The organism is Pseudomonas syringae (assembly GCF_023278085.1).
In the GTDB taxonomy this organism is placed as follows: domain Bacteria; phylum Pseudomonadota; class Gammaproteobacteria; order Pseudomonadales; family Pseudomonadaceae; genus Aquipseudomonas; species Aquipseudomonas syringae_Q.
This window is the reverse complement of the sequence record NZ_CP066265.1, coordinates 85,146-104,687: the sequence shown is the minus strand read 5'-3', so window position 1 is coordinate 104,687 and position 19,542 is coordinate 85,146. Positions and strand designations below refer to the sequence as shown.

At 60.4% G+C, this 19,542-nt stretch carries 19 protein-coding genes, 1 tRNA gene and 1 pseudogene; 8 read left to right on the top strand and 13 right to left on the bottom strand.

Features of this window, described 5'->3' with window-relative positions:
• Positions 1–21 precede the first annotated feature (21 nt).
• From mutY to I9H07_RS00540, 3 genes are all read left to right on the top strand, one after another.
• Entirely contained in the window at positions 22–1,089 is a 1,068-nt protein-coding gene (mutY, locus tag I9H07_RS00550) for an A/G-specific adenine glycosylase (RefSeq protein WP_024672619.1), read from the top strand.
• Positions 1,086–1,358, top strand: coding sequence for an oxidative damage protection protein (locus I9H07_RS00545; protein ID WP_002555777.1), 273 nt, complete (start codon positions 1,086–1,088; stop codon positions 1,356–1,358). Before mutY ends, I9H07_RS00545 begins: the two co-directional genes overlap by 4 nt.
• A 101-nt stretch (positions 1,359–1,459) precedes the next feature.
• A tRNA-Phe gene (locus tag I9H07_RS00540) sits at positions 1,460–1,535 on the top strand.
• A gap of 156 nt (positions 1,536–1,691) precedes the next feature.
• Here I9H07_RS00540 and I9H07_RS00535 read toward each other — a convergent pair.
• Both I9H07_RS00535 and I9H07_RS00530 read right to left on the bottom strand, forming a co-directional pair.
• Positions 1,692–1,874, bottom strand: coding sequence for a type II toxin-antitoxin system RelE/ParE family toxin (locus tag I9H07_RS00535; RefSeq protein ID WP_236423317.1), 183 nt, complete (start codon positions 1,872–1,874; stop codon positions 1,692–1,694).
• A complete protein-coding gene (locus I9H07_RS00530) occupies positions 1,867–2,112 on the bottom strand; it encodes a type II toxin-antitoxin system ParD family antitoxin (protein ID WP_236423319.1) in 246 nt (81 codons plus the stop codon). The genes I9H07_RS00535 and I9H07_RS00530 overlap by 8 nt, the downstream gene beginning before the upstream one ends.
• Before the next feature lie 265 nt (positions 2,113–2,377).
• Between I9H07_RS00530 and I9H07_RS00525 the strand changes: the two genes are divergently transcribed.
• From I9H07_RS00525 to I9H07_RS00510, 4 genes and pseudogenes are all read left to right on the top strand, one after another.
• Complete coding sequence (locus I9H07_RS00525; protein ID WP_010433117.1) at positions 2,378–2,656, top strand: hypothetical protein; 279 nt, start codon at positions 2,378–2,380, stop codon at positions 2,654–2,656.
• Positions 2,657–2,978: 322 nt separating this feature from the next.
• A pseudogene (locus I9H07_RS24980) lies at positions 2,979–3,749 on the top strand (PAS domain-containing protein); the annotation flags it as partial.
• A gap of 69 nt (positions 3,750–3,818) precedes the next feature.
• The gene (locus I9H07_RS24975) at positions 3,819–4,325 is read left to right on the top strand and encodes a methyl-accepting chemotaxis protein (RefSeq protein WP_236423355.1); all 507 of its coding nucleotides are present in this window, start codon (positions 3,819–3,821) and stop codon (positions 4,323–4,325) included.
• A 149-nt stretch (positions 4,326–4,474) separates the two neighbouring features.
• Positions 4,475–4,978, top strand: a complete 504-nt coding sequence (locus I9H07_RS00510) for a hypothetical protein (RefSeq protein ID WP_024646347.1) — start codon at positions 4,475–4,477, stop codon at positions 4,976–4,978.
• Positions 4,979–5,013: 35 nt separating this feature from the next.
• On the opposite strand, the gene I9H07_RS00505 is transcribed toward I9H07_RS00510, so the two are convergent.
• The 11 genes from I9H07_RS00505 to I9H07_RS00455 all read right to left on the bottom strand — a co-directional run bounded on the left by I9H07_RS00505 (position 5,014) and on the right by I9H07_RS00455 (position 18,042).
• A complete protein-coding gene (locus tag I9H07_RS00505; protein ID WP_236423320.1) occupies positions 5,014–6,471 on the bottom strand; it encodes an NAD-dependent succinate-semialdehyde dehydrogenase in 1,458 nt (485 codons plus the stop codon).
• A gap of 117 nt (positions 6,472–6,588) precedes the next feature.
• Positions 6,589–7,746: an acetylornithine deacetylase gene (gene argE, locus I9H07_RS00500; RefSeq protein WP_236423321.1), complete on the bottom strand. Its 1,158-nt coding sequence runs from the start codon at positions 7,744–7,746 to the stop codon at positions 6,589–6,591.
• Positions 7,743–8,897, bottom strand: coding sequence for an NAD(P)/FAD-dependent oxidoreductase (locus I9H07_RS00495; protein WP_058824060.1), 1,155 nt, complete (start codon positions 8,895–8,897; stop codon positions 7,743–7,745). Before I9H07_RS00495 ends, argE begins: the two co-directional genes overlap by 4 nt.
• Positions 8,894–10,303 carry an NAD(P)/FAD-dependent oxidoreductase gene (locus I9H07_RS00490; protein ID WP_058824059.1) on the bottom strand — a complete coding sequence of 470 codons (1,410 nt, stop codon included), beginning with the start codon at positions 10,301–10,303 and terminating at the stop codon, positions 8,894–8,896. The genes I9H07_RS00495 and I9H07_RS00490 overlap by 4 nt, the downstream gene beginning before the upstream one ends.
• Entirely contained in the window at positions 10,282–10,593 is a 312-nt protein-coding gene (locus I9H07_RS00485; protein WP_024674951.1) for a (2Fe-2S)-binding protein, read from the bottom strand. Before I9H07_RS00485 ends, I9H07_RS00490 begins: the two co-directional genes overlap by 22 nt.
• Positions 10,590–12,431 (bottom strand): ABC transporter ATP-binding protein, encoded by a 1,842-nt coding sequence (locus I9H07_RS00480; protein WP_236423323.1) that lies wholly within the window; start codon positions 12,429–12,431, stop codon positions 10,590–10,592. Before I9H07_RS00480 ends, I9H07_RS00485 begins: the two co-directional genes overlap by 4 nt.
• Before the next feature lies 1 nt (position 12,432).
• On the bottom strand, positions 12,433–13,311 hold the full coding sequence (locus tag I9H07_RS00475; protein WP_236423325.1) for an ABC transporter permease: 879 nt from the start codon (positions 13,309–13,311) through the stop codon (positions 12,433–12,435).
• Positions 13,308–14,264, bottom strand: coding sequence for an ABC transporter permease (locus tag I9H07_RS00470; RefSeq protein WP_024674948.1), 957 nt, complete (start codon positions 14,262–14,264; stop codon positions 13,308–13,310). The genes I9H07_RS00475 and I9H07_RS00470 overlap by 4 nt, the downstream gene beginning before the upstream one ends.
• 31 nt (positions 14,265–14,295) lie before the next feature.
• Positions 14,296–15,933: an ABC transporter substrate-binding protein gene (locus tag I9H07_RS00465; RefSeq protein WP_236423327.1), complete on the bottom strand. Its 1,638-nt coding sequence runs from the start codon at positions 15,931–15,933 to the stop codon at positions 14,296–14,298.
• 93 nt (positions 15,934–16,026) lie between these two features.
• Positions 16,027–17,301 (bottom strand): NAD(P)/FAD-dependent oxidoreductase, encoded by a 1,275-nt coding sequence (locus tag I9H07_RS00460; RefSeq protein ID WP_236423356.1) that lies wholly within the window; start codon positions 17,299–17,301, stop codon positions 16,027–16,029.
• A gap of 72 nt (positions 17,302–17,373) precedes the next feature.
• Positions 17,374–18,042, bottom strand: coding sequence for a haloacid dehalogenase type II (locus tag I9H07_RS00455; RefSeq protein ID WP_024674945.1), 669 nt, complete (start codon positions 18,040–18,042; stop codon positions 17,374–17,376).
• Between the two features lie 533 nt (positions 18,043–18,575).
• On the opposite strand from I9H07_RS00455, the gene I9H07_RS00450 reads away from it, so the two are divergent.
• A complete protein-coding gene (locus I9H07_RS00450; RefSeq protein ID WP_024674944.1) occupies positions 18,576–19,433 on the top strand; it encodes a GNAT family N-acetyltransferase in 858 nt (285 codons plus the stop codon).
• Positions 19,434–19,542 lie beyond the last annotated feature (109 nt).

Below are 19,542 nucleotides of genomic sequence, written 5' to 3'. Positions count from 1 at the left end.
ACGACGAGAGCCCTCCAGGCCATGCAACCTGAACAATTCTCCAGCGCCGTGCTGGACTGGTACGACCGTCATGGCCGACACGACCTGCCCTGGCAACAGGGCATCACGCCCTATCGGGTCTGGGTATCGGAAATCATGCTGCAGCAGACCCAGGTCAGCACCGTCCTGAACTACTTCGAGCGCTTCATGGAAGCCCTGCCGACCGTGCAGGCGCTGGCTGACGCGCCTGAAGACGAAGTGCTGCACCTGTGGACCGGGCTGGGTTACTACACCCGCGCCCGCAACCTGCAGAAGACCGCAAAAATCGTCGTCGCCGATCACGACGGCGAGTTTCCCCGCGACGTCGAAAAACTGATTCTGCTGCCCGGTATCGGCCTGTCCACCGCAGGCGCAATTGCCAGCCTGAGCATGGGTATTCGTGCGCCCATCCTGGATGGCAACGTCAAACGGGTGCTAGCGCGCTTTACCGCGCAAGAGGGCTATCCCGGCGAACCCAAGGTCGCCAAACAACTGTGGGCCACCGCCGAGCGCTTCACACCGCACAGCCGCGTCAATAACTACACCCAGGCGATGATGGACCTCGGCGCCACGCTCTGCACCCGCAGTAAACCCAGCTGCCTGCTGTGCCCGCTGGAGCGTGGCTGTCAGGCACACATGCTGGGCCTGGAAACCCGCTACCCGATCCCCAAGCCACGCAAGACCGTCCCGCAGAAGCGCACGCTGATGCCGATGCTGGCCAACCGCGACGGCGCGATTCTGCTTTATCGTCGTCCTTCCAGCGGCTTGTGGGGCGGCCTGTGGAGCCTGCCGGAGCTGGACGACTTTGCAGACCTGAAGCATCTGGCCACACAACACGCACTGGAACTGGGCGAACACCACGAACTGCCGGGGCTGATCCACACCTTCAGCCACTTCCAGTTGAGCATCGAGCCCTGGCTGATCGAAGTCCAGGAATCCGCCCATCACGTGGCCGAGGCCGACTGGCTCTGGTATAACCTCGCCACCCCGCCACGCCTGGGCCTTGCCGCCCCGGTGAAAAAGCTGCTCAAACGCGCAGCCGACGTATTGAACGCAGGAGAGTCGTCATGACCCGCACCGTAATGTGCCGCAAATACAAAGAAGAACTGCCCGGCCTGGAACGCGCCCCATACCCTGGCGCCAAGGGTGAAGACATCTTCAACCACGTTTCGCAGAAAGCCTGGGCCGACTGGCAGAAACACCAGACCCTGCTGATCAACGAACGTCGCCTGAACATGATGAATGCCGAAGACCGCAAATTCCTCCAGACCGAGATGGACAAGTTCCTCTCAGGCGAAGAATACGCCCAGGCCGAAGGCTACGTTCCCCCCGAAAAATAAAGCATTTCACGCGGTGAAGGTCGTAAGCGTCGGTAATAATTCAATTTTTTGAAAAAACACGCTTGACGACCTCCTGAAAAACACGTTTAATGCGCCCCGTTGCCCAGATAGCTCAGTCGGTAGAGCAGGGGATTGAAAATCCCCGTGTCGGCGGTTCGATTCCGTCTCTGGGCACCACCTTTCGTTTTCAGGTGATGCCAAGCACACCTGAAAGCACACAAGAAGCCCGCCCCGTGCGGGCTTTTTGTTGTCTTTAATTTTCTTGACTGAGTACCTGCCTGAAAAAACCAGCACAGCGCTCGACGTCAGATATAAGACTGCGCATCCATCCGCTCATGAAGAATACGAGTGATCGCAGGTCTGGGCTGTTTTGGGTGAATGCGCCAGCTCCGTAAAAACCTTCGTGATGCTATCGATATAACGATTGGCCTGCGTCGAGCCCCATTCATGAAAGGTGTAAACCCAGATCGCTTCCAGATCGCGCTCCGCAGCAGGTGCAAGACGATACTCAGCCATTCGCTTTCAACATTCTCTGCTTGAATTCATCGGCATTGAATGGACGAGGCTCACCACTGGATTCACCTTCGATCAGCGCAAGGCGGATAGCCTCGATGTCGGCGCTCCTGGCCTGCTCTCGGCGGATCAAGTCGCGAATATACTCGCTATCGTTGGTATAACCGCCTACGTCAATCTGCGCCTTTATCCAGGCATCCTGCTGATCAGTCACGGTGATGGTTTTGCGCACGGTTCCCATGATTAAAACCTCAGACTTGGTTATAGTTGGCGATCAAATTATCATACTATTGATGCTGATTTGGGTATTTCTGGATGACTGGATAGCCATTCAAAGCGCTCAGTGACGGGAGCCTCTAGTGAAGAAGCCTCAAAAAACGAAACCAAACAGCAGCCGCATTCGGCATCAAGACCACCCGGCTAGAGCCGCAGCCGCCCCATCCCATTGAACTAACTCCCCCCGCTCGCCCTCGAAACCCTACATTTGCCATCTGAAGGAACATTCCGTGCTCAAGTTAACTGCCTCTGCCCTCATCATCGCCGCCACTCTGGGTCTGGCTGCCTGCGACAGCAAGTCTGAACAGAAAGCACAGGATGCTCAGGCTCACCAGGAAAAATCCCAGGAGAAGATGGAATCCGCTCAGGACAAGGTGAACGAGGCTGCCAAAGAGAACACCGAAGCGGCGAAGGATAAAGCGGCGTCCAAGGAAGCGGCTGCCGAAGAGTCGAAGACCTTCGTGCCGACGTCTGAAGTGACCAATACGATTCAGCCGGAAAAAAAGTGAAAACAGTGAAAACCCTTCACAAACTTTTCACAGCCGACACGTCATTGTAGAGCTGCTCCCAAGTGTGAATCCTTAAGCCCGCTCCCCCATCGCGGGCTTTTCTTTGTCTGCCGTTTGGCGAATGGCAGACAGCTGTCGCTCCACCGTAAAGCACTCAAAAAGCTCTCTTCGCCAGCACGATCCATTCAAACGCATTTACAGTTTTTTGACATAAAAAAGACCCTACCCGCCTGTCTGCTTTGCCGCCTGACAAATTAATGTCGCGACAATTTGTGTCGATAGCCTGAGAGCAATCCGTCCGTAAAAACACCAGGGGTACGTTATGTTCGGAAACAAGAGCAAGGCTGAACTGACCGCCATGAAGGCTGAGGTAGACACGCTCAAAGGACTGACAAACGCGCTGGAAAGATCGATGGCTGTCGTCGAAATGGACCTCGATGGCAAGATCCTTCGCGCCAACGATAACTTTCTGGCGACGATGGGGTATCGGCCAGAAGACATTGCAGGCAAGACGCACCGGGATTTTTGCGAACCCGACATGCTCCGCAGCCGCGAGTACGCAGATCTCTGGGCTTCTTTACGGGCGGGCAAATTCATCTCCGGAAAATTCAAGCGCCTCAACAAGAGCGGCCACAACGTCTGGCTGGAAGCCAGTTACAACCCGGTAAGCGATGCTCAGGGCAACGTATTCAAAGTCGTCAAATACGCGCTGGATGTCACCTCGCAGGTCATGCTCGAAAACGAGACCCGCAGCAAGCTGGCCGCTGTCGATCGCGCCATGGCCATTTGTGAGTTCGACCCCGCTGGCAATGTGATCGCCGCCAACAGCAACTTCCTGAATGTCATGGGTTATGCGCTGAATGAAATCAAAGGCAAACATCACCGATCTTTCTGCGAACCGTCGCTGGTCAACAGCCCTGAATACACAGACTTCTGGCGCAAACTGAACCATGGCGAGTTTGTCGGCGGGCAGTTCAAGCGGATCGGCAAGAACGGCCGGGTGGTGTGGCTGGAGGCAACGTACAACCCGGTGTTTGATGTTGAGGGCAAACTCTACAAAGTGGTGAAGTTCGCCAGCGACATTAGCGCACGGGTTGAAAAGCAGGACGCTGACGCGCACGGCGCCTCGCGGGCTTACCATATTTCGGCAGAAACCGAGAAAGTGGCCGAGCAGGGCACCCTGGTCATTCAGGACACTGCGCGGGAGATGCGGCAGATTGCCGAAAACATTGGTGCCTCGGCGAAGCTGGTGAGTCAGTTGGGTGATCGCTCCGAACAGATCACCGCGATCGTCAACACCATTCGTGGCATCGCGGATCAGACCAATCTGTTAGCGCTCAACGCCGCCATCGAGGCCGCACGGGCCGGTGATCAGGGTCGCGGGTTTGCGGTGGTGGCCGACGAAGTACGTCAGCTTGCAGGACGCACCAGCGGCTCGACCACGGAAATTGCCGAAATGATCGGCAAGATCCTCGCCGAAACGCGCGAAGCCGTAGCCAGCATGAGCGCCACCCAGGAAGGTGCCAACCGGGGCGTGACGCTGGCGGATCAGGCCGGGCAGGTGATCGTGCAGATTCGCGACGGCGCAAGCGATGCTGTCGAGGCGGTCAGTATGTTTGCCAACCGCATGGATGAAGCCGAGGCGTTTTCGAAGCCGAGTAAACGTTGACGCGTTGATAAGACAGAAATAATCAAACCCGCGTAAGGCGGGTTTTTTATTGCCCGGCATTGCGCTATTTACGGCCAGACCTTGGTTATTGCCTGCTTCTGCGTTTCAATAGTCGCCATTGCCCCACACCGCCCGCCAAAGGACCGCTCATGGCCTCGCCAGACAAGCAGCAGAAACGTGCCAAACGCGCGAAGATCAAAGCCAAGCAGAACCGTTCGGGCAAATCCCCGACTCGCCTGGTCCATCCGGTATTCGCCTCTGCGCTGGTCAATCAGCCGTTTGATGATGTCGAACTCGACCTCAATACCTTCGACTTCCCGGACATCGTCGAGAACGGCTTCGACCCTGCCGACTACGATGACCTGTTCGTGGCCATGAATGCTGCCGAAGCCATCAGTCAATTGGCGCTGTGCGTGGTTTTCCTGCAGTACCCGGTGCTGGCACTGGTGATTTCCGAAGAGGAAGAAGACCCCGCCACGGACTTCATGATGGGCTTGCTGATCGTGTATCGCGCCATGTATCACGATGAGGACGAAGACACCGCCATCGAGTGGATCGAAAGCCCGGCCTTCCAGAAGGATTACACCCTGGCATCGGATCTGTTGACCCAGAGAGACAGCAGGGCTGCACAGCAGGTGGATCGCCCCTACTAGAGGCGATTCTCGAGGCCGCGCGTGGTTATCCCGCCTTACAGACCGCCGACATGAAACGCCTTCACTTCCAGGTACTCATCCAGCCCGTAGCTTGAGCCTTCACGGCCCAGGCCGGACTGTTTGATGCCACCGAACGGGGCGACTTCCATGGAGATGATGCCGGTGTTGAGGCCGACCATGCCGAACTCCAGCGCTTCGCCGAAACGCCATGAGCGGCGCAGGTCCTGGGTGAAGTAGTACGCGCCCAGGCCATAAGGCGTAGCGTTGGCCAGCGCGAGCGCCTCGGCTTCATCGGTGAAGCGCATCAGCGGAGCGACCGGGCCAAAGGTTTCTTCGTTGGCCAGCAGCATGCCTGCATGGGTATCGCCCAACACGGTCGGCTGGACGAACTGGTTGTCGCCGCCGGGACGCTCGCCGTACAGCAACTTCGCCCCCTGACTCAGTGCATCGTCGATGTGCCGGGTGACCTTGCTGACCGCTGCCGGGTTGATCAGCGGACCAATGGTCACACCCTCTTCCAGGCCGTTGCCCACTTTGAGCCTGGCGACCTCTTCTACCAGACGCGCCGCGAAACGGTCGTAGATCCCGTCCTGCACCAGAATCCGGTTGGCGCACACGCAGGTCTGCCCGGCGTTGCGGAATTTGCTGAGCATGATGCCTGCTACCGCCTGCTCCAGATCAGCGTCATCGAAGACGATAAAAGGCGCGTTACCACCCAGCTCAAGACTCAGGCGCTTGATGTGTTCAGCGCTTTGGCGCATCAGCAAGCGGCCGACCGGAGTCGAGCCGGTAAAGGAAATCTTGCGCACCACCGGGTTGCCGGTCAGTTCTTCACCGATGCCGGTCGGCATGCCGGTGATCACGTTGAACACCCCGGCAGGAATGCCCACACGCTCGGCCAGCACGGCCAGGGCCAGCGCCGACAGCGGCGTGAGGTCCGAAGGTTTGACGATGATCGGGCAACCTGCGGCCAGGGCTGGCGCGCACTTGCGAGTGATCATCGCGTTGGGGAAGTTCCACGGTGTAATCGCGGCGCAGACGCCGACCGGCTGCTTGAGCGTCATCAAACGACGATCTGCACTGGGCGTCGGGATGGTTTCGCCGTAGGAACGACGTGCCTCTTCGGCGAACCATTTGACGAAGCTGGCACCGTAGCGGATCTCGCCACGCGACTCGTTCAGCGGCTTGCCCTGCTCAAGGGTCATGATCAACGCCAGGTCTTCGACGTTGTCGAGCATCGCCTGGTGCCAGCGTTCCAGCAAGGCCGCACGTTCGGCGGCAGGTCGGGCGCGCCAGGCAGGCCAGGCCCGATCAGCCGCTTCGATGGCACGCCGGGTTTCGACGCCTTGCAGCGCCGGAACCTGCGCGATCATTTCGCCGGTCGCCGGGTCGCTGATGGTCAGCGTTGCACCGTCGTCAGCGCTGATCCATTGCCCATCGACATAGGCGCGGTCCACCAGCAGGCTGGGGTCTTTCAACTGATTCTTGAGCATGGTCATCGAGTCCTGTTGCGGGATGACTGCCAGTCTAGGCAGACGTCACAGGCCAGGATGCTGAAAGCAGGATAACGGCAGCGTCCGATGCTGAAATTCGCGCCCGGACGGCAGCCTCTACTGCTTCAGCGAGCCCAGCAGACTTTGCAAAAAGCGCTCGCCCGCATCCATCTGGCTCTCGTCGATGAACTCGTCCGGCTTGTGCGCCTGCTCGATGGAACCCGGCCCGCACACCACCACCGGCACGTTGAGCCGCCCGGCGAACAGACCACCTTCGGTGCCATACGAGACCTTGATGTTCTGCGTGCCCGGTTCGGCAAACGCGTGCAGCATGCGCACTGCTTCGACGCTTGGATGGGTCTCCAGCGCCGGGTACTCGTTCATGACTTCGATCTCGATGGCCGCCACGCCCGACAGCTGCCGCGCTTCGCGTACCAGCACTTCGGCACGCTCGCGCAGTTGCTCCAGCAACAGGTCGGGATTGTCCCCCGGCAGGTTGCGGTATTCGAATTCCAGGGTGCACAGATTGGGCACAATATTCAGCGCCTTGCCGCCATCGATACGCCCGATGTGCACGGTGCTGTAAGGAATGTCATAGCCCTCGTCACGCGCGCCCTGCTGCTCGATCCGTTTCTGGCTGTTACGCAGTTCAGCGATGAAATCACTGGCCAGATGAATCGCATTGACTGCCCGGGGCGCCAGCGAAGAATGCGCTTCCTGGCCCCGGCAGAAGGTGCGATAGGACGCCTTGCCTTTGTGCCCGACGGCAAACTGCATCAGCGTAGGTTCGCCCACCACGCACAGGAAAGGACGCACCGGCGCGAGGTGCAGCACATCCAGCAGACGCCGCACGCCGACACAGCCGATTTCTTCATCGTGGGACAAGGCCAGTTGCAACGGCCGCAGCAAGGTCATGTCCGCCGCATTGAGCATCGCGTCGATCGCCAGCGCGATAAACCCCTTCATGTCACAGGTGCCACGGCCATAAATACGCCCGTCGCGCAGGGTGGCCTGAAACGGGGGCATCGTCCACGCCTGACCGGCAGCCGGCACTACATCGGTGTGGCCGGAAAGCAACACGCCCGGCACGTCTCGCGGACCGGTGCTGGCGAACAGGTTGGCCTTCTTGCCGGTTTCGTCCTTGACGATCAACGACTCGATGCCCTTGCTCGCCAGCAGCTCGCGAACGTATTCGATCAGCGCCATGTTCGGCTCTGATGACACGGTGTCGAAGGCAATCAGGCGCTTGAGGATTTCCAGTGCGCGTGGGCTCATGAGGCTTTACTCGCTTGTTCGGTGAAGACATCAAAACGGCGAATGTCGAATGGGCTGATCGAGGTGCTGGTGCTGCCAGTGCTGATCAGTTCAGCCATCACATCGCCGACGCCCGGACCGAGCTGGAAGCCGTGACCGCAGAAGCCAAACGCATAGAACAGCCCGTCGACCTTGCCGCTGCGGCCCATTACCGGCAGTGAATCCGGCGTGTAGCCTTCAATGCCGCTCCACACACGAATGATGTTCAGGTTGCCGACGCCGGGCAGCAAGCGACGCATCTGCTGCAGCTGATTGATGATGCTGCGCGGCTCGACATAGGCTCGGCGATTGGCCATGTCCGGTTTGCTGCGAAAGCCACCGCCAATGACGATATTGCCCCGTGCGATCTGCCGGAAATAGATCACTTCGTGAGGGATTTTGGTGAACACGCCGATCACTGTCGGCAGCGCGTAAGGCACCGGTTCGGTCACTGCCATCTGCGGGCCGTGAGTGTCCAGTGGCACCGGCTCGCCGAACTGTGCAGAGAGTTTCTGCCCCCACGCGCCAGCGGTGATCAGCAATTGATCAGCGGTGAAAATACGCCCATCGGTTGTCGTGACTTCAAATTCGTTACCGACCTTTTCGACGTGCGCCACTTCAGTACGCTCTTCGATCCGCGCCCCGGCACGAATGGCAGCGCGGGCGAAGGCGGGTGCGGCCAGACGCGGGTTGGCGTGGCCATCGTGTGGCGCGTAAGAGCCGCCCTTCACGTCCGGCCCAAGAAACGGGAAGCGCTCGTGCAGTTCCTTGCCGCGATAGATTTTCAGGTCCAGCGCCTGCGCTTCCGGGGCCGCTGCGTAAGCCTCCAGCTCAGGAATTTCATCCTCGCGGTAGCAAACGCGCATGTGGCCGCTGGGCAGGAACTCCAGGTCTTCACCGATCAGTTGCGGCAGCCTCTGCCACAACTCCCTTGAGCGATTGGCCAGCTCCAACTGGCCCAGATGACGGCCCTGACGCCGCACATTGCCGAAGTTCACACCGCTGGCGTACTGGCCGATCACGTCGCGCTCCAGCAACGTCACCGACTGGCCGCGCTGGCGCAGAAAGAACGCCGACGCCGAGCCCATGAAACCACCACCGACAATCAGCACATCGACTTTCGGCTGCCTCATGACACCACCTCGTCCACCAGCATCGACAGCGGTTTGACCGGAGCCTGACCACGCTGGCGACCGACCTGTTCGACCGGCACGCCGGCTTCGGCGGCGATCACTTCGGCACCGGCCTGCGAGCAGTAACGCCCCTGACAACGGCCCATGCCGACGCGGCTGAACGCCTTGGCGCGGTTGACTTCACAGGCGCCCTTTTCTCGCACCACACCGCGTAGCTCGCCCGCGCTGATCATTTCACAGCGGCAGACAATCGCCTCATCAGGCAGCGCCGCCGCTTGAGCGGCAGGCCAGGGAAACGCTTCGGCCAGGCCGACGCGAAAGCGATCCATAAGGATCAGATTCTTGCGCACGTCTTCGCGACGGGAGTTATCCACAGGCCGGCCAAGATCGTCCAGCAACGCCATCGCCGCCAGCCGACCGGCCTGCTCGGCGGCGTCAGCGCCACGAATCTTCGCACCATCGCCAGCAGCGTAAACGCCGTTGACCGAGGTGCGGCCTTCTTCGTCAACCGCCAGCACCCATTGCCCGGAGGCGTCATCGAAGCGCAGGCCGCATCCGGCCAGGTCAGCCAGTTGGGTTTCGGGACGCAGGTGATAACCCAGTGCCAGCGCGTCGCAATCGACGGTCAGCGAGTTGCCGTTGGCAAGCTTCACACGCACGCCGGTCACGCCGTCCTGCTCGCTGCCAATGATTTCTTCAGGCTGCACGCCCAGATGCACCGGCACTTTGGCGCTGTACAGTTGAGCCAGCAGTTTCATGCCGTTGAACAGCAGGCCGGGACGCGCAAGCAATTTGGGCATCGCGCCAATGCGTTTGCTGAACGGTGAAGTGTCGAGCACCGCAGCCACATCGGCACCGGCTTTGACGTATTGGCTGGCGACCAGATAAAGCAGCGGGCCGCTGCCCATGAATACCACGCGACTGCCGATGGAGACCGACTGCGACTTGAGCGCAATCTGCGAGCCGCCGAGGCTGTAAGTGCCTGCCAGTTGCCAGCCCTTGATCGGCATCAGCCGGTCGGTGGCACCGGCACACAGTATCAATGCGTCATATTCGACCACCGTGTGAGCGCCCTGGCTGGCGCAGCACAGCTCACCCTGTGTCAGGTTCCAGGCCAGGGTGTCGGGGCGATAGTCGATCTGTTTGCGCAAGCGGTCGAAGCTTTCGTGCAGGTCACGCGCCTTGGCCGCTTCGGTGCCATACAGCGCCGAATAATCACGCTTGAAGCCTTCCGGCTGACGGCGATAGATCTGCCCGCCGTCGCGCCGGTTTTCATCGATCAGGATCGGCTTGATGCCTGCGGCCAGCAGGGTTTCTGCACACCGGGTGCCCGCCGGACCGGCACCAATGATCACGACGCGGGGGCTGGCCGGGTTCTGAACGTCTAACCGTGAAGAAGTGGCCATTTCGCCTCCGGCTGGGTGGTGACGATATCGAGCCCGTCGCGGACTTCGTTGGAGCAGGCGCGCAGGCGCTCGCCGCTACGGGTCCAGACCCAGCAATCCTGGCAGGCGCCCATCAGGCAAAATCCGGCACGTCGCCCCGAATCGAATTCAGACTGACGCAACGTCGCTTTGCGGGTCAGCAGCGCCACCATCAGCGTGTCGCCCTGCAAGGCGTCGATGGGCGCACCATCGACCACCAGGCTTACAACCGGGCGATCATGCTCGCCCAGCCTCACAAAACGGCCGTTCATGCGTAGGCTCCTGCAGTCATAGGATTCAGGTTCTCTTGCAGTGCTAGCAGTTCGTCGCTGTCGCGATGGCAGAGGATCTCGCTGCCACCTGCGATCCGCCGACGGCTCGGAGCGGTCTTGTTGCACAGGCCCTCAATGCGGGACGGGCAGCGATTGAGAAAGGTACACAGCTCCGGATTACTGACGGGCGCGCTGATGGGCGGCAGCTTGCCACTGGTCACGCCGCAGCTTTCCAGCCAGCCCTGACGCAATTCCGGCACCGAATGCACCAGCAAGTCGGTATACGGGTGGAACGGCACGCGGCTGAAGGCTTCGCGGCTGCCCTCTTCGACCTTGTGGCCGCTGTACATCACCACGATGTCGTCGCACAGCGCACGGACAGTGGATATATCGTGGCTGATGAACAGGTAGGAAACACCCAGCTTACGGCGCAATTCGCCAAGCAGTTCGAGAATGCACGCACCTACCACGGTATCCAGCGCCGAGGTCACTTCATCGCACAGAATCAGGTCCGGTTTGGCCGCCAGTGCGCGGGCCAGATTGACGCGCTGTTTCTGGCCGCCAGAGAGTTCGTTCGGACGCCGCTCGGCGAGTTCGCGGGGCAGCCGCACCAGATCCATCAGTTCGCCGATGCGCTCACTCAACGCCTTGCCCTTTAAGCCGAAGTACATCTTCAGCGGCCGGGCAAGAATCGCGCTGATGCTGTGCATCGGGTTGAGCGCGGTGTCGGCATTCTGGAACACCATCTGAATGCGCCGGAACTGCTCTTGGGTACGGCCTGCCAGGGTGCCGGACAATTCCGCACCGTCGAACGTCAGGCTGCCCAGGGCCGGGTCCAGCAAACCGGCGACCACACGGGCCAGCGTCGATTTGCCCGAACCGGACTCACCGATAACACCGATGGCCTGGCCACGACGAATGGTCAGGTCGATGTCTTCCAGCACGCGAATCATCGGCATGCCTTGCAGGTTCTTTTTGCCGTAGCCTGCGGTCAGGCCTTTGATGGTCAACAGCGTGCTGTCCTTGACCACGTCGCTGGCCGGGGTCAGCACTTTGTCTGGACGCGCCGCCGCCAGCAGGCTGCGGGTGTAATCCTGTTCCGGCCCCTTGAGCAGTGCCGCGGTGCTGCTGGTCTCGATAATCTGCCCGCCGTTGAGTACCACGATCTGGTCGGCCATCTGCGCCACCACGGCCAGGTCATGAGAGACGTAAACCGCCGTCGCACCGCGCTCGCGAACCACATGTTTGAAGGCGCGCAATACGTCGATCTGCGTGGTGACGTCCAGCGCAGTCGTGGGCTCGTCGAGGATCACCAGCAGCGGATCGCTGATCAGCGCCATCGCCGCCATCACGCGCTGCAACTGACCGCCCGAGACTTGATGCGGGTAACGCTGGCCAATAGTGTCCGGGTTGGGCAGCGCCAGGTCGCGGAACAGTTCGATGGCCTTGGTTTCCAACGCTGCACGGCTGCCCAAACCATGAATCAGCGCGCCCTCGATCACTTGATCAATCAGCTTTTTCGCCGGGTTGAAAGCTGCTGCGGCGCTTTGTGCGATGTAGGAAACGCGGTTGCCGCGCAGGCCCTGCAACTGGCTCTCGGGCAGGCTGAGCATGTCGTGCTCGCCGACCTGCACCACGCCGCCCGCCAGTTTGCAGCCGCGCCGGGCGTAGCCCAGCAGCGCCAGCGCGATGGTGGTCTTGCCGGAGCCGGACTCGCCGATCAACGCCAGCACTTCGCCTTTTTCCAGCGCGAAGCTGACGCCTTTGACGATCTCCAGTTGGCCATGGTCGCTATCGGCGACCACGCGCAGGTCTTGCACACGAATCAACTGGCTCATATCAATGCCCTCCCGAACGTCGACCGCGCCGTGAGGCCAGTCGGTCAATGAACAGGTTCACACCGATGGTCAGCGTGCCGATGGCCAGCGCCGGAATCACAATGGCCGGCGCGCCCTGGCTGAGCCCACCGATGTTCTCGCGTACCAGCGAACCCAGATCGGCGTCGGGTGGTTGCACACCGAGGCCCAGAAAACTCATGCCGCTGAGCAGCAATACGATGAAACCGAAACGCAGCCCCAGGTCAGTCAGCACCGGGTTGAGCATGTTCGGCAGGATCTCGCGGCAGGCGATGTACACGCGACCTTCACCGCGCGTACGCGCCACTTGCACGTATTCCAGCGCCTCGATGTTCACCGCCAGGCTGCGCGCAATGCGAAATGCACCCGGCGTGTAACTGAGTACTGCCGTGCAGATCAACAGCACTTCAGACGAGCCGAACGCCGAGACCATGATCAGCGCCAGCATTTTGCTCGGGATCGAAATGAAGGCGTCCATCAGGCGGCTGATGATTTCATCGAGCCACCTGGGCGCGACGACTGACAGCAGCGCACACAAGGTGCCGATGCCACTGGCCAGCACCGCCGAGATCAATGCCAGGCCCACCGTGAAGCGTGCGCCGATCAGTACCCGGCTGAGCATGTCGCGGCCCAGGTAATCCGTACCGAACGGATAGGCCGCACTCATGTTTTCGAACATGTTGTCGGAGACCACTTCACCCACCGGATGCGGCGCGAGCCAAGGGCCGAACACGGCAACCATCAGCCAGATGAAGCACACCGTTGCGCCCAGCAGGCCCAGCCACGACGTCGGACGGGCGGTTCTTTTGCGAGGCACCGGTTGCGGCGCAACAGGCGTCGATTTCGCAATGAATTCAGTCATTGGGTTCTCAGCCTCGGGTTGGAAAGAATTGCACACAGGTCGGCCATCAGCACCAGACCCAGGTAAGCGGCGCAAAACAACATGGTGCAGCCCTGCACCAATGCCATGTCGCGGTTGGTCACGGCATCGACCATCAGGCTGGCGATGCCGGGATAGTTGAAGATGGTTTCAACGATGACCACCCCGCCCAGCAGATAGGAAAGGCTCAGCGCCACGGCGTTGGCAATCGGCCCGATGGCGTTGGGCAAGGCGTGACGCAACACGATACGGACCGGGCTGACGCCCTTGAGCCGGGCCATTTCCACATAGGGGCTGTCCAGTTGATCGATGACTGCGGCGCGGGTCATGCGCGCCATCTGCGCCACGATCACGCAGCACAGGGTCATCACCGGCAAGGCATAGGTGCGCATGAACTGCCAGGGCGAGCTGACATCCCCTCCATACGACAGGGCCGACAGCCAGCCCAGGTTGACGGCAAAAATCAGCACCGCCAGCGTTGCCACCAGAAATTCGGGCACTGCCACCAGGGTCAGCGTGATGAAATTCAGCGCACCGTCCAGGCGACTGCCGCGATACATCGCCGCACCGATGCCCAGTGCCAGCGCGACCGGAACCGATACCAGCGCGGTCGTTGCCGACAGCATCAGGGTCTTTGGGAAGCGTCCGGCAATCAGCTCGGAAACCGGCATCGCGTTGGACACCGACTCACCGAAGTTGCCACCGAGCAGGTTGGTCAACCACTGCAGGTAACGCACCACACCGGGTTGGTCCAGGCCCAGTTTTGTACGCAACGCCGCGACCTGTTCAGGCGTCGCGAATTGCCCAAGAGCCTGTTGTGCTGCGTCCCCCGGCAGCACCGCCGTAATGGCGAAGACCACGATGGAAACGATCAACAACGTCACGATCGCTGCGCCGAAGCGCTGCACGATCAACCAGAGTGTGTTGCTATTCATCTGCATCCTCCTGCTCGATTCAGCGCTTCATTTACGCGTCCAGCCACACCTGCTCGCTGAACATGTAACCCATGAAGCCGCCCAGCGGGTTGCTGGAGTAACCCTGGATACGCTTGTCCACGCCATCGATGTTGCTGATGAATACCGGAATGCCGATGCCGCAGTTCTGGCTGACCAGTGTCTGCATGTCGCCGTACATCTTGGCGCGCTTGTCGTCGTCGGTCTCGCCACGGGCCAGCAGCAGTAACTGATCGAACTGATCGTTCTTCCAGCCAGACTCGTTCCACGGTGCCGTGGACTGGAAGAATTGCGAGAAGATCACGTCGGCGTTCGGGCGCGGGTTGATGTTGCCGAAGCTCAGCGGGTGCTTCATCCAGTGGTTGGACCAGTAGCCATCGCTTGGCAGACGGTTGACGTTGAGGGTCAGGCCAGCCTGCTTGGCCGACTGTTGCAGCAGCACGGCGATGTCCACCGAACCGGTCGCAGCGGGCGATGCCGCCACCGCCATGGTGATCTTTTCCATACCGGCTTTCTTGAGCAGGAATTTGGCCTTCTCAGGATCGTAGGCGCGCTGCGGCAGGTCAGCGTTGAAGTAGCGCGAGCCGGGCGAGATCGGATGGTCGTTACCCACGCGGGCGTAGCCACGGAACACTGCCGATTTGACCTGTTCACGGTCCAGCAGGTACTTCATGGCCTCGGTGAATTCCGGGCTCTTGCCGGGCATCTGGTCCTGGCGAATGATCAGGTCGGTGTAGTTGCCGGACGGCGCATCCACTACACGGTGCGTGGTGCTGGCGGCAATGCGCGTGGTGGAACGCGGGTTGACCTCGTTGATCATGTGCACATCGCCGGACAGCAGCGCGTTGACCCGCGATGGCTCGTCGGAAATGGCGATGAATTCGATTTCGTCCAGATACGGCAGACCCGGTTTCCAGTAGTTGGGGTTGCGGGCGCTGACCGAGCGCACGCCTGGGTTGAACTCCTTGACAGTGAACGGGCCGGTGCCGATGCCCTTGCTGAAGTCGGTGGTGCCTTCGGGCACGATCAGCAGGTGCGAGACCGCCAGGATCGAAGGCAGCTCGGCGTTTGGCGAGCTGAGGGTGATCTGCACTTCCATCGGGCCGGTGGCCTTGATCTCGGAGAACTGCGCCATCAGCGGCAACACTTTCGAGCCGGTGGCCGGGTCCTTGTGACGCGACAGCGAGAACACTACATCGCCAGCGGTCAATGCCTTGCCATTGTGGAAGGTCACGCCCTGAAGCAGGGTCACGGTCCAGACGGTGGCGTTATCGCTTTCGATCTTCTCGGCCAGTTCCATGTGCGGAACCAGATGGCTGTCGAAGCGGGTCAGGCCGTTGTAGAACATGAAATGGCGAACGTAGTCGGTGGACAGCGCACCTTTGGCCGGGTCAAGCGTATCGGCCGTGGAGCTAGACATGCCCGCCACACGAATGCGACCGCCTGGCTTGCCTTTGACCGGCGCATCCGCGTCATCGGCAAAGACCTTGCCCGCCGCGCCGAACAGGCTGGAAGAGCCAGCGGCGACCACGCCGGCAACGCCCAGCATACGCAGTGCGTCACGACGCGACAGACCACGGTTGAGACCCTCGAAAACACGCAGGCTGTCTTCGCCTGTGATCAATGGGGAATCGGTTTTCTTGTCAGCCATATCAGTTCTACCTGTCGAAAAGGGGAAATTCCGAGTTGCTCACGGTGGGCCGGAGCATCCTTCATGCGCACACGACGACGGTTAAACAAAAACTCAGTGGCGACTGTCCTGATAGCGGTAGTAAGCGCCGACCAGAGGCAGAAACCAGGGCTTGCCGAAGTGGCCGGGGATCGCTGGCCAGCTCAGGTCTTTCCAGGGATTGGCCTGCGCCTTGCCTTCCATGACTTCGGCCATCACCTGGCCCATGTGTACTGACATCTGCACGCCATGGCCGCTGTAACCCATCGAGTAGAAAACTCCGCCGTGCTCGCCTGCACGCGGCAAACGGTCGGACGTCATGTCCACCAGACCACCCCAGCAGTAGTCAACCTTGACGTGGGCCAGTTGCGGAAACATCTGCACCATCGCTGCTTGCAGCACCTTGCCGCTCTTGGCGTCGGAGCTGCTGTTGGACATCGCAAAGCGGGCCCGCCCGCCGAACAGCAACCGGTTATCCGGTGTGAGACGGAAATAGTTGCCGATCAAACGGCTGGTCACATAAGCGCGCTGGTTGGGAAACAACTGGTTGATCAGCGCCTGCGGCAATACTTCGGTGACAATCACGAAACTGCCGACCGGGACGATACGGCGGCGATACCAGCCCAGGCCGCCATGCTGGCAGGCCCCCGTGGCGAGCAGCACTTGTCCGGCCTGAATAGAGCCCTTCGAGGTGTTGACCACGAAGCCACCGCGGTTGGCTTTCCAGTCCTTGACCGTCGCGCTCTGATACACCCGAGCGCCATGCCGCACGGCCGCATCAGCGAGGCCCAGACCAAAACGCCCGACGTGCATCTGCACACCGTTGCGTTGCAACAGGCCACCGTGGAATTCGTCTGAATCAATTTCCGAGCGTACGTCGTGAGCCGACAGCAGTTCGACGTCGGCATCGACTTCCCGACGAATCAGCTCGCAGGTGCGGGCCAATCCTTCGTAATGCCCCGGTTTGGCCGCCAGCTTGAGCTTGCCGTTGCGCTTGATGTCGCAGGCGATACTTTCCTGCTCGATCACATTGACGACGCTCTGCACCGCACTTTCGTAGGCCTTGTAATAGGCGCGCGCCTGATCGGCACCCAGGCTGGCGCTCAGCGACGCATAGTCCTGAGCCACGCCAGTGTTGCACTGCCCGCCATTGCGGCCAGAGGCTTCGCCGATCACCCGACCTGATTCCAGAACCACCACGCTGGCACCTTTCAAGGCCAATGCACGCGCTGCCGCAAGACCGGTAAAACCGCCACCGACCACCACAACGTCAGCCTGCCCCTCCACCGCGCCATCCTGCGCGCCGGTAAAATCTGGAGCTGTGTCGAGCCAGTAGGACTCACTGCGCATTTTGTTCCCCTTGTCACTCATGGATGAGCACCTTGAAAAATGCCGGTGTTGCTGTTGGCTCAGCCTGTCCGGTCAGAGGCCGACCAGACCGGGCAGACCGCCGATGTCCGGGATCTGGTGATACTCGAAGGAGCTATTGGCCGGTTGTTCGTGACCGCGTGCCACAAACGCCTTGTTCCTGATTTTCATGTCATGCGCCGAGAAAAGGTCGTAACGGAAGCTGGAAGAGACATGCAAGATGTCTTCCGGGCCGCAACCAAGGTTGTCGAGCATGAATTCGAACGCGGCCAGACGCGGCTTGTAGGCCTGGGCCTGTTCAGCGGTGAACACCTTGTGGAACGGCGCGCCGAGCTTTTCGACGTTGGACATGATCTGGCTATCGCTGGCGTTGGAGAAAATCACCAGAGGGATCTTGTCGGCGATTTTCGACAGGCCGGCCGGGACATCGGCATGCGGGCCCCAGGTTGGCACTGCGTCGTAGTACAGCTGGCCTTCTTCACGGTACTCAACGTTCCAGCGCTTGCAGGTGCGAGCCAGTGCCACTTTCAGGATTTCGTCGTAAGGCATCCAGTCACCCATGACCTGATCCAGGCGATACGCCGAGAAGTCTTTGACGAACTGGTCCATCTGTTCAGCCGGAACGCGGTCGGCGAACAGCTCGCGCGTCATGGTGCCCATATGGAAATTGGTCAACGTGCCGTAGCAGTCGAACGTAATGAATTTTGGTCGAAGAAAGCTCATTGTGTGCGGTCCTGAAAGTTCGTTGAGGGCATGGCATGACGCACAATCCGGCCTCGTCAGAAGGGCGGTGATGCACGCTGAAGCACACCCTCATTACAACACCGTGAAATCAGCATATGGCGTTAAAAGTGATGGCTGCTTGATAGAAACCACCGTTTTGAGGTGTGCGCTCAGCAGACTTTGCGGGGCGCTCCAGCCTTGGGCAAACCCCGGTTTCCGGTGCTTTTTTGACCCTTTTCAGGGCGCTCAGGCTCAAACGCAGGGGTTTGCGCCGCAGAAACTGCGCCGCTTCCGATGATCCACAAGAAGCAAAAACCCGCTGCTATATAAAGAACGTTATGCGCCCAAAAAACCACAAGCATTTGCTGCCGGGTCTTCGACCGTTTTAAGCAGTAACTGTGGTCTGGCGAACGGCGGTTTGTGGAATCTGCCGAATGCTCGCCAGCCTCTTGTCTCCTCTCGCCACAGGTGGGATACAGCACATCTGCAGCAACTTTTTATTGCCTGTGCATCCTTCTGGACGGAGACACGTCATGCTCGCTCAGCAACGCCTCGACTTTGAATACCGCCCCATGACCGCAGCCGATGTCGGCAACGCACATGAACTGTCCATCGCCCTGAAGTGGCCGCACCGACTTGAAGACTGGGCCATGCTGCAACGTGTCGCTCAGGGCTTCGTCGCGCTACACAATGGTCGCTTGATCGGCAGCGCGTTTGCCTGCCATCAGGGCGAGTTCTCCACCATCGGCCTGGTGATCGTCAGCGACGACTATCAAGGCAAAGGCATTGGCCGCAAGTTGATGGAGCTGGCCGTCGGCAGCGTTGCACCGCGTACGGCTGTACTCAACGCGACACTGGCAGGCGCACCGCTCTACGAAAAAATGGGCTTCGTCCGCTTTGGCGAGATCCAGCAGCGTCAGGGCCAGGCGCAACAACTGACGCTGACCGAGCTGAAGTCCGATGAAAGCTGCCGCGTCCTCAGCGAAGCCGACCATCCTCGTGTGCTGGAACTGGCCAACGCCGGTTCGGGCATGGATCGCTCGGTCACGCTGGGCGATGTGTTGAGCAACATCGAGCACGCGGTGGGCGTTGAACGTGACGGTCAGTTGCAGGCATTTGCTCTGCTGCGCCCATTCGGACGAGGCCTGTGCATCGGCCCGGTGGTTGCGCAGTCTGTCGAGCAAGCACGACACATGATCGAACACCTGCTGGCCAAGGTGCCTTACGCCTTTGTACGCATCGACATCCCGACCGATTGCGGTCTTGCGGACTGGCTGGAGGAAGCAGGCCTCAAGCGCGTGGACAGTGTGACGTGCATGAGCATGGGCGCAGTCCCGCAAGCCACTCAGGGCGTGCGCCAGTTTGCGCTGATTAGCCAGGCGATCGGCTGATCGCCTGGAAGAACATCATCGTGCCAATGCTCCGCGTCCGGTCTCGAACAGGTGACGCAGAGCGTCACGAAAGGCATTACCACGCGGAGCGTGGGAACGATCATCAATG

Bases quoted from the DNA above. Each gene is read 5' to 3' on its own strand.
- mutY (WP_024672619.1), top strand. From the start codon at position 22: ATGCAACCTGAACAATTCTCCAGCGCCGTGCTGGACTGGTACGACCGT.
- I9H07_RS00545 (WP_002555777.1), top strand. From the start codon at position 1,086: ATGACCCGCACCGTAATGTGCCGCAAATACAAAGAAGAACTGCCCGGC.
- I9H07_RS00535 (WP_236423317.1), bottom strand. From the start codon at position 1,874: ATGGCTGAGTATCGTCTTGCACCTGCTGCGGAGCGCGATCTGGAAGCG.
- I9H07_RS00530 (WP_236423319.1), bottom strand. From the start codon at position 2,112: ATGGGAACCGTGCGCAAAACCATCACCGTGACTGATCAGCAGGATGCC.
- I9H07_RS00510 (WP_024646347.1), top strand. From the start codon at position 4,475: ATGGCCTCGCCAGACAAGCAGCAGAAACGTGCCAAACGCGCGAAGATC.
- I9H07_RS00505 (WP_236423320.1), bottom strand. From the start codon at position 6,471: ATGCTCAAGAATCAGTTGAAAGACCCCAGCCTGCTGGTGGACCGCGCC.
- argE (WP_236423321.1), bottom strand. From the start codon at position 7,746: ATGAGCCCACGCGCACTGGAAATCCTCAAGCGCCTGATTGCCTTCGAC.
- I9H07_RS00495 (WP_058824060.1), bottom strand. From the start codon at position 8,897: ATGAGGCAGCCGAAAGTCGATGTGCTGATTGTCGGTGGTGGTTTCATG.
- I9H07_RS00490 (WP_058824059.1), bottom strand. From the start codon at position 10,303: ATGGCCACTTCTTCACGGTTAGACGTTCAGAACCCGGCCAGCCCCCGC.
- I9H07_RS00485 (WP_024674951.1), bottom strand. From the start codon at position 10,593: ATGAACGGCCGTTTTGTGAGGCTGGGCGAGCATGATCGCCCGGTTGTA.
- I9H07_RS00480 (WP_236423323.1), bottom strand. From the start codon at position 12,431: ATGAGCCAGTTGATTCGTGTGCAAGACCTGCGCGTGGTCGCCGATAGC.
- I9H07_RS00475 (WP_236423325.1), bottom strand. From the start codon at position 13,311: ATGACTGAATTCATTGCGAAATCGACGCCTGTTGCGCCGCAACCGGTG.
- I9H07_RS00470 (WP_024674948.1), bottom strand. From the start codon at position 14,264: ATGAATAGCAACACACTCTGGTTGATCGTGCAGCGCTTCGGCGCAGCG.
- I9H07_RS00465 (WP_236423327.1), bottom strand. From the start codon at position 15,933: ATGGCTGACAAGAAAACCGATTCCCCATTGATCACAGGCGAAGACAGC.
- I9H07_RS00460 (WP_236423356.1), bottom strand. From the start codon at position 17,301: ATGCGCAGTGAGTCCTACTGGCTCGACACAGCTCCAGATTTTACCGGC.
- I9H07_RS00455 (WP_024674945.1), bottom strand. From the start codon at position 18,042: ATGAGCTTTCTTCGACCAAAATTCATTACGTTCGACTGCTACGGCACG.
- I9H07_RS00450 (WP_024674944.1), top strand. From the start codon at position 18,576: ATGCTCGCTCAGCAACGCCTCGACTTTGAATACCGCCCCATGACCGCA.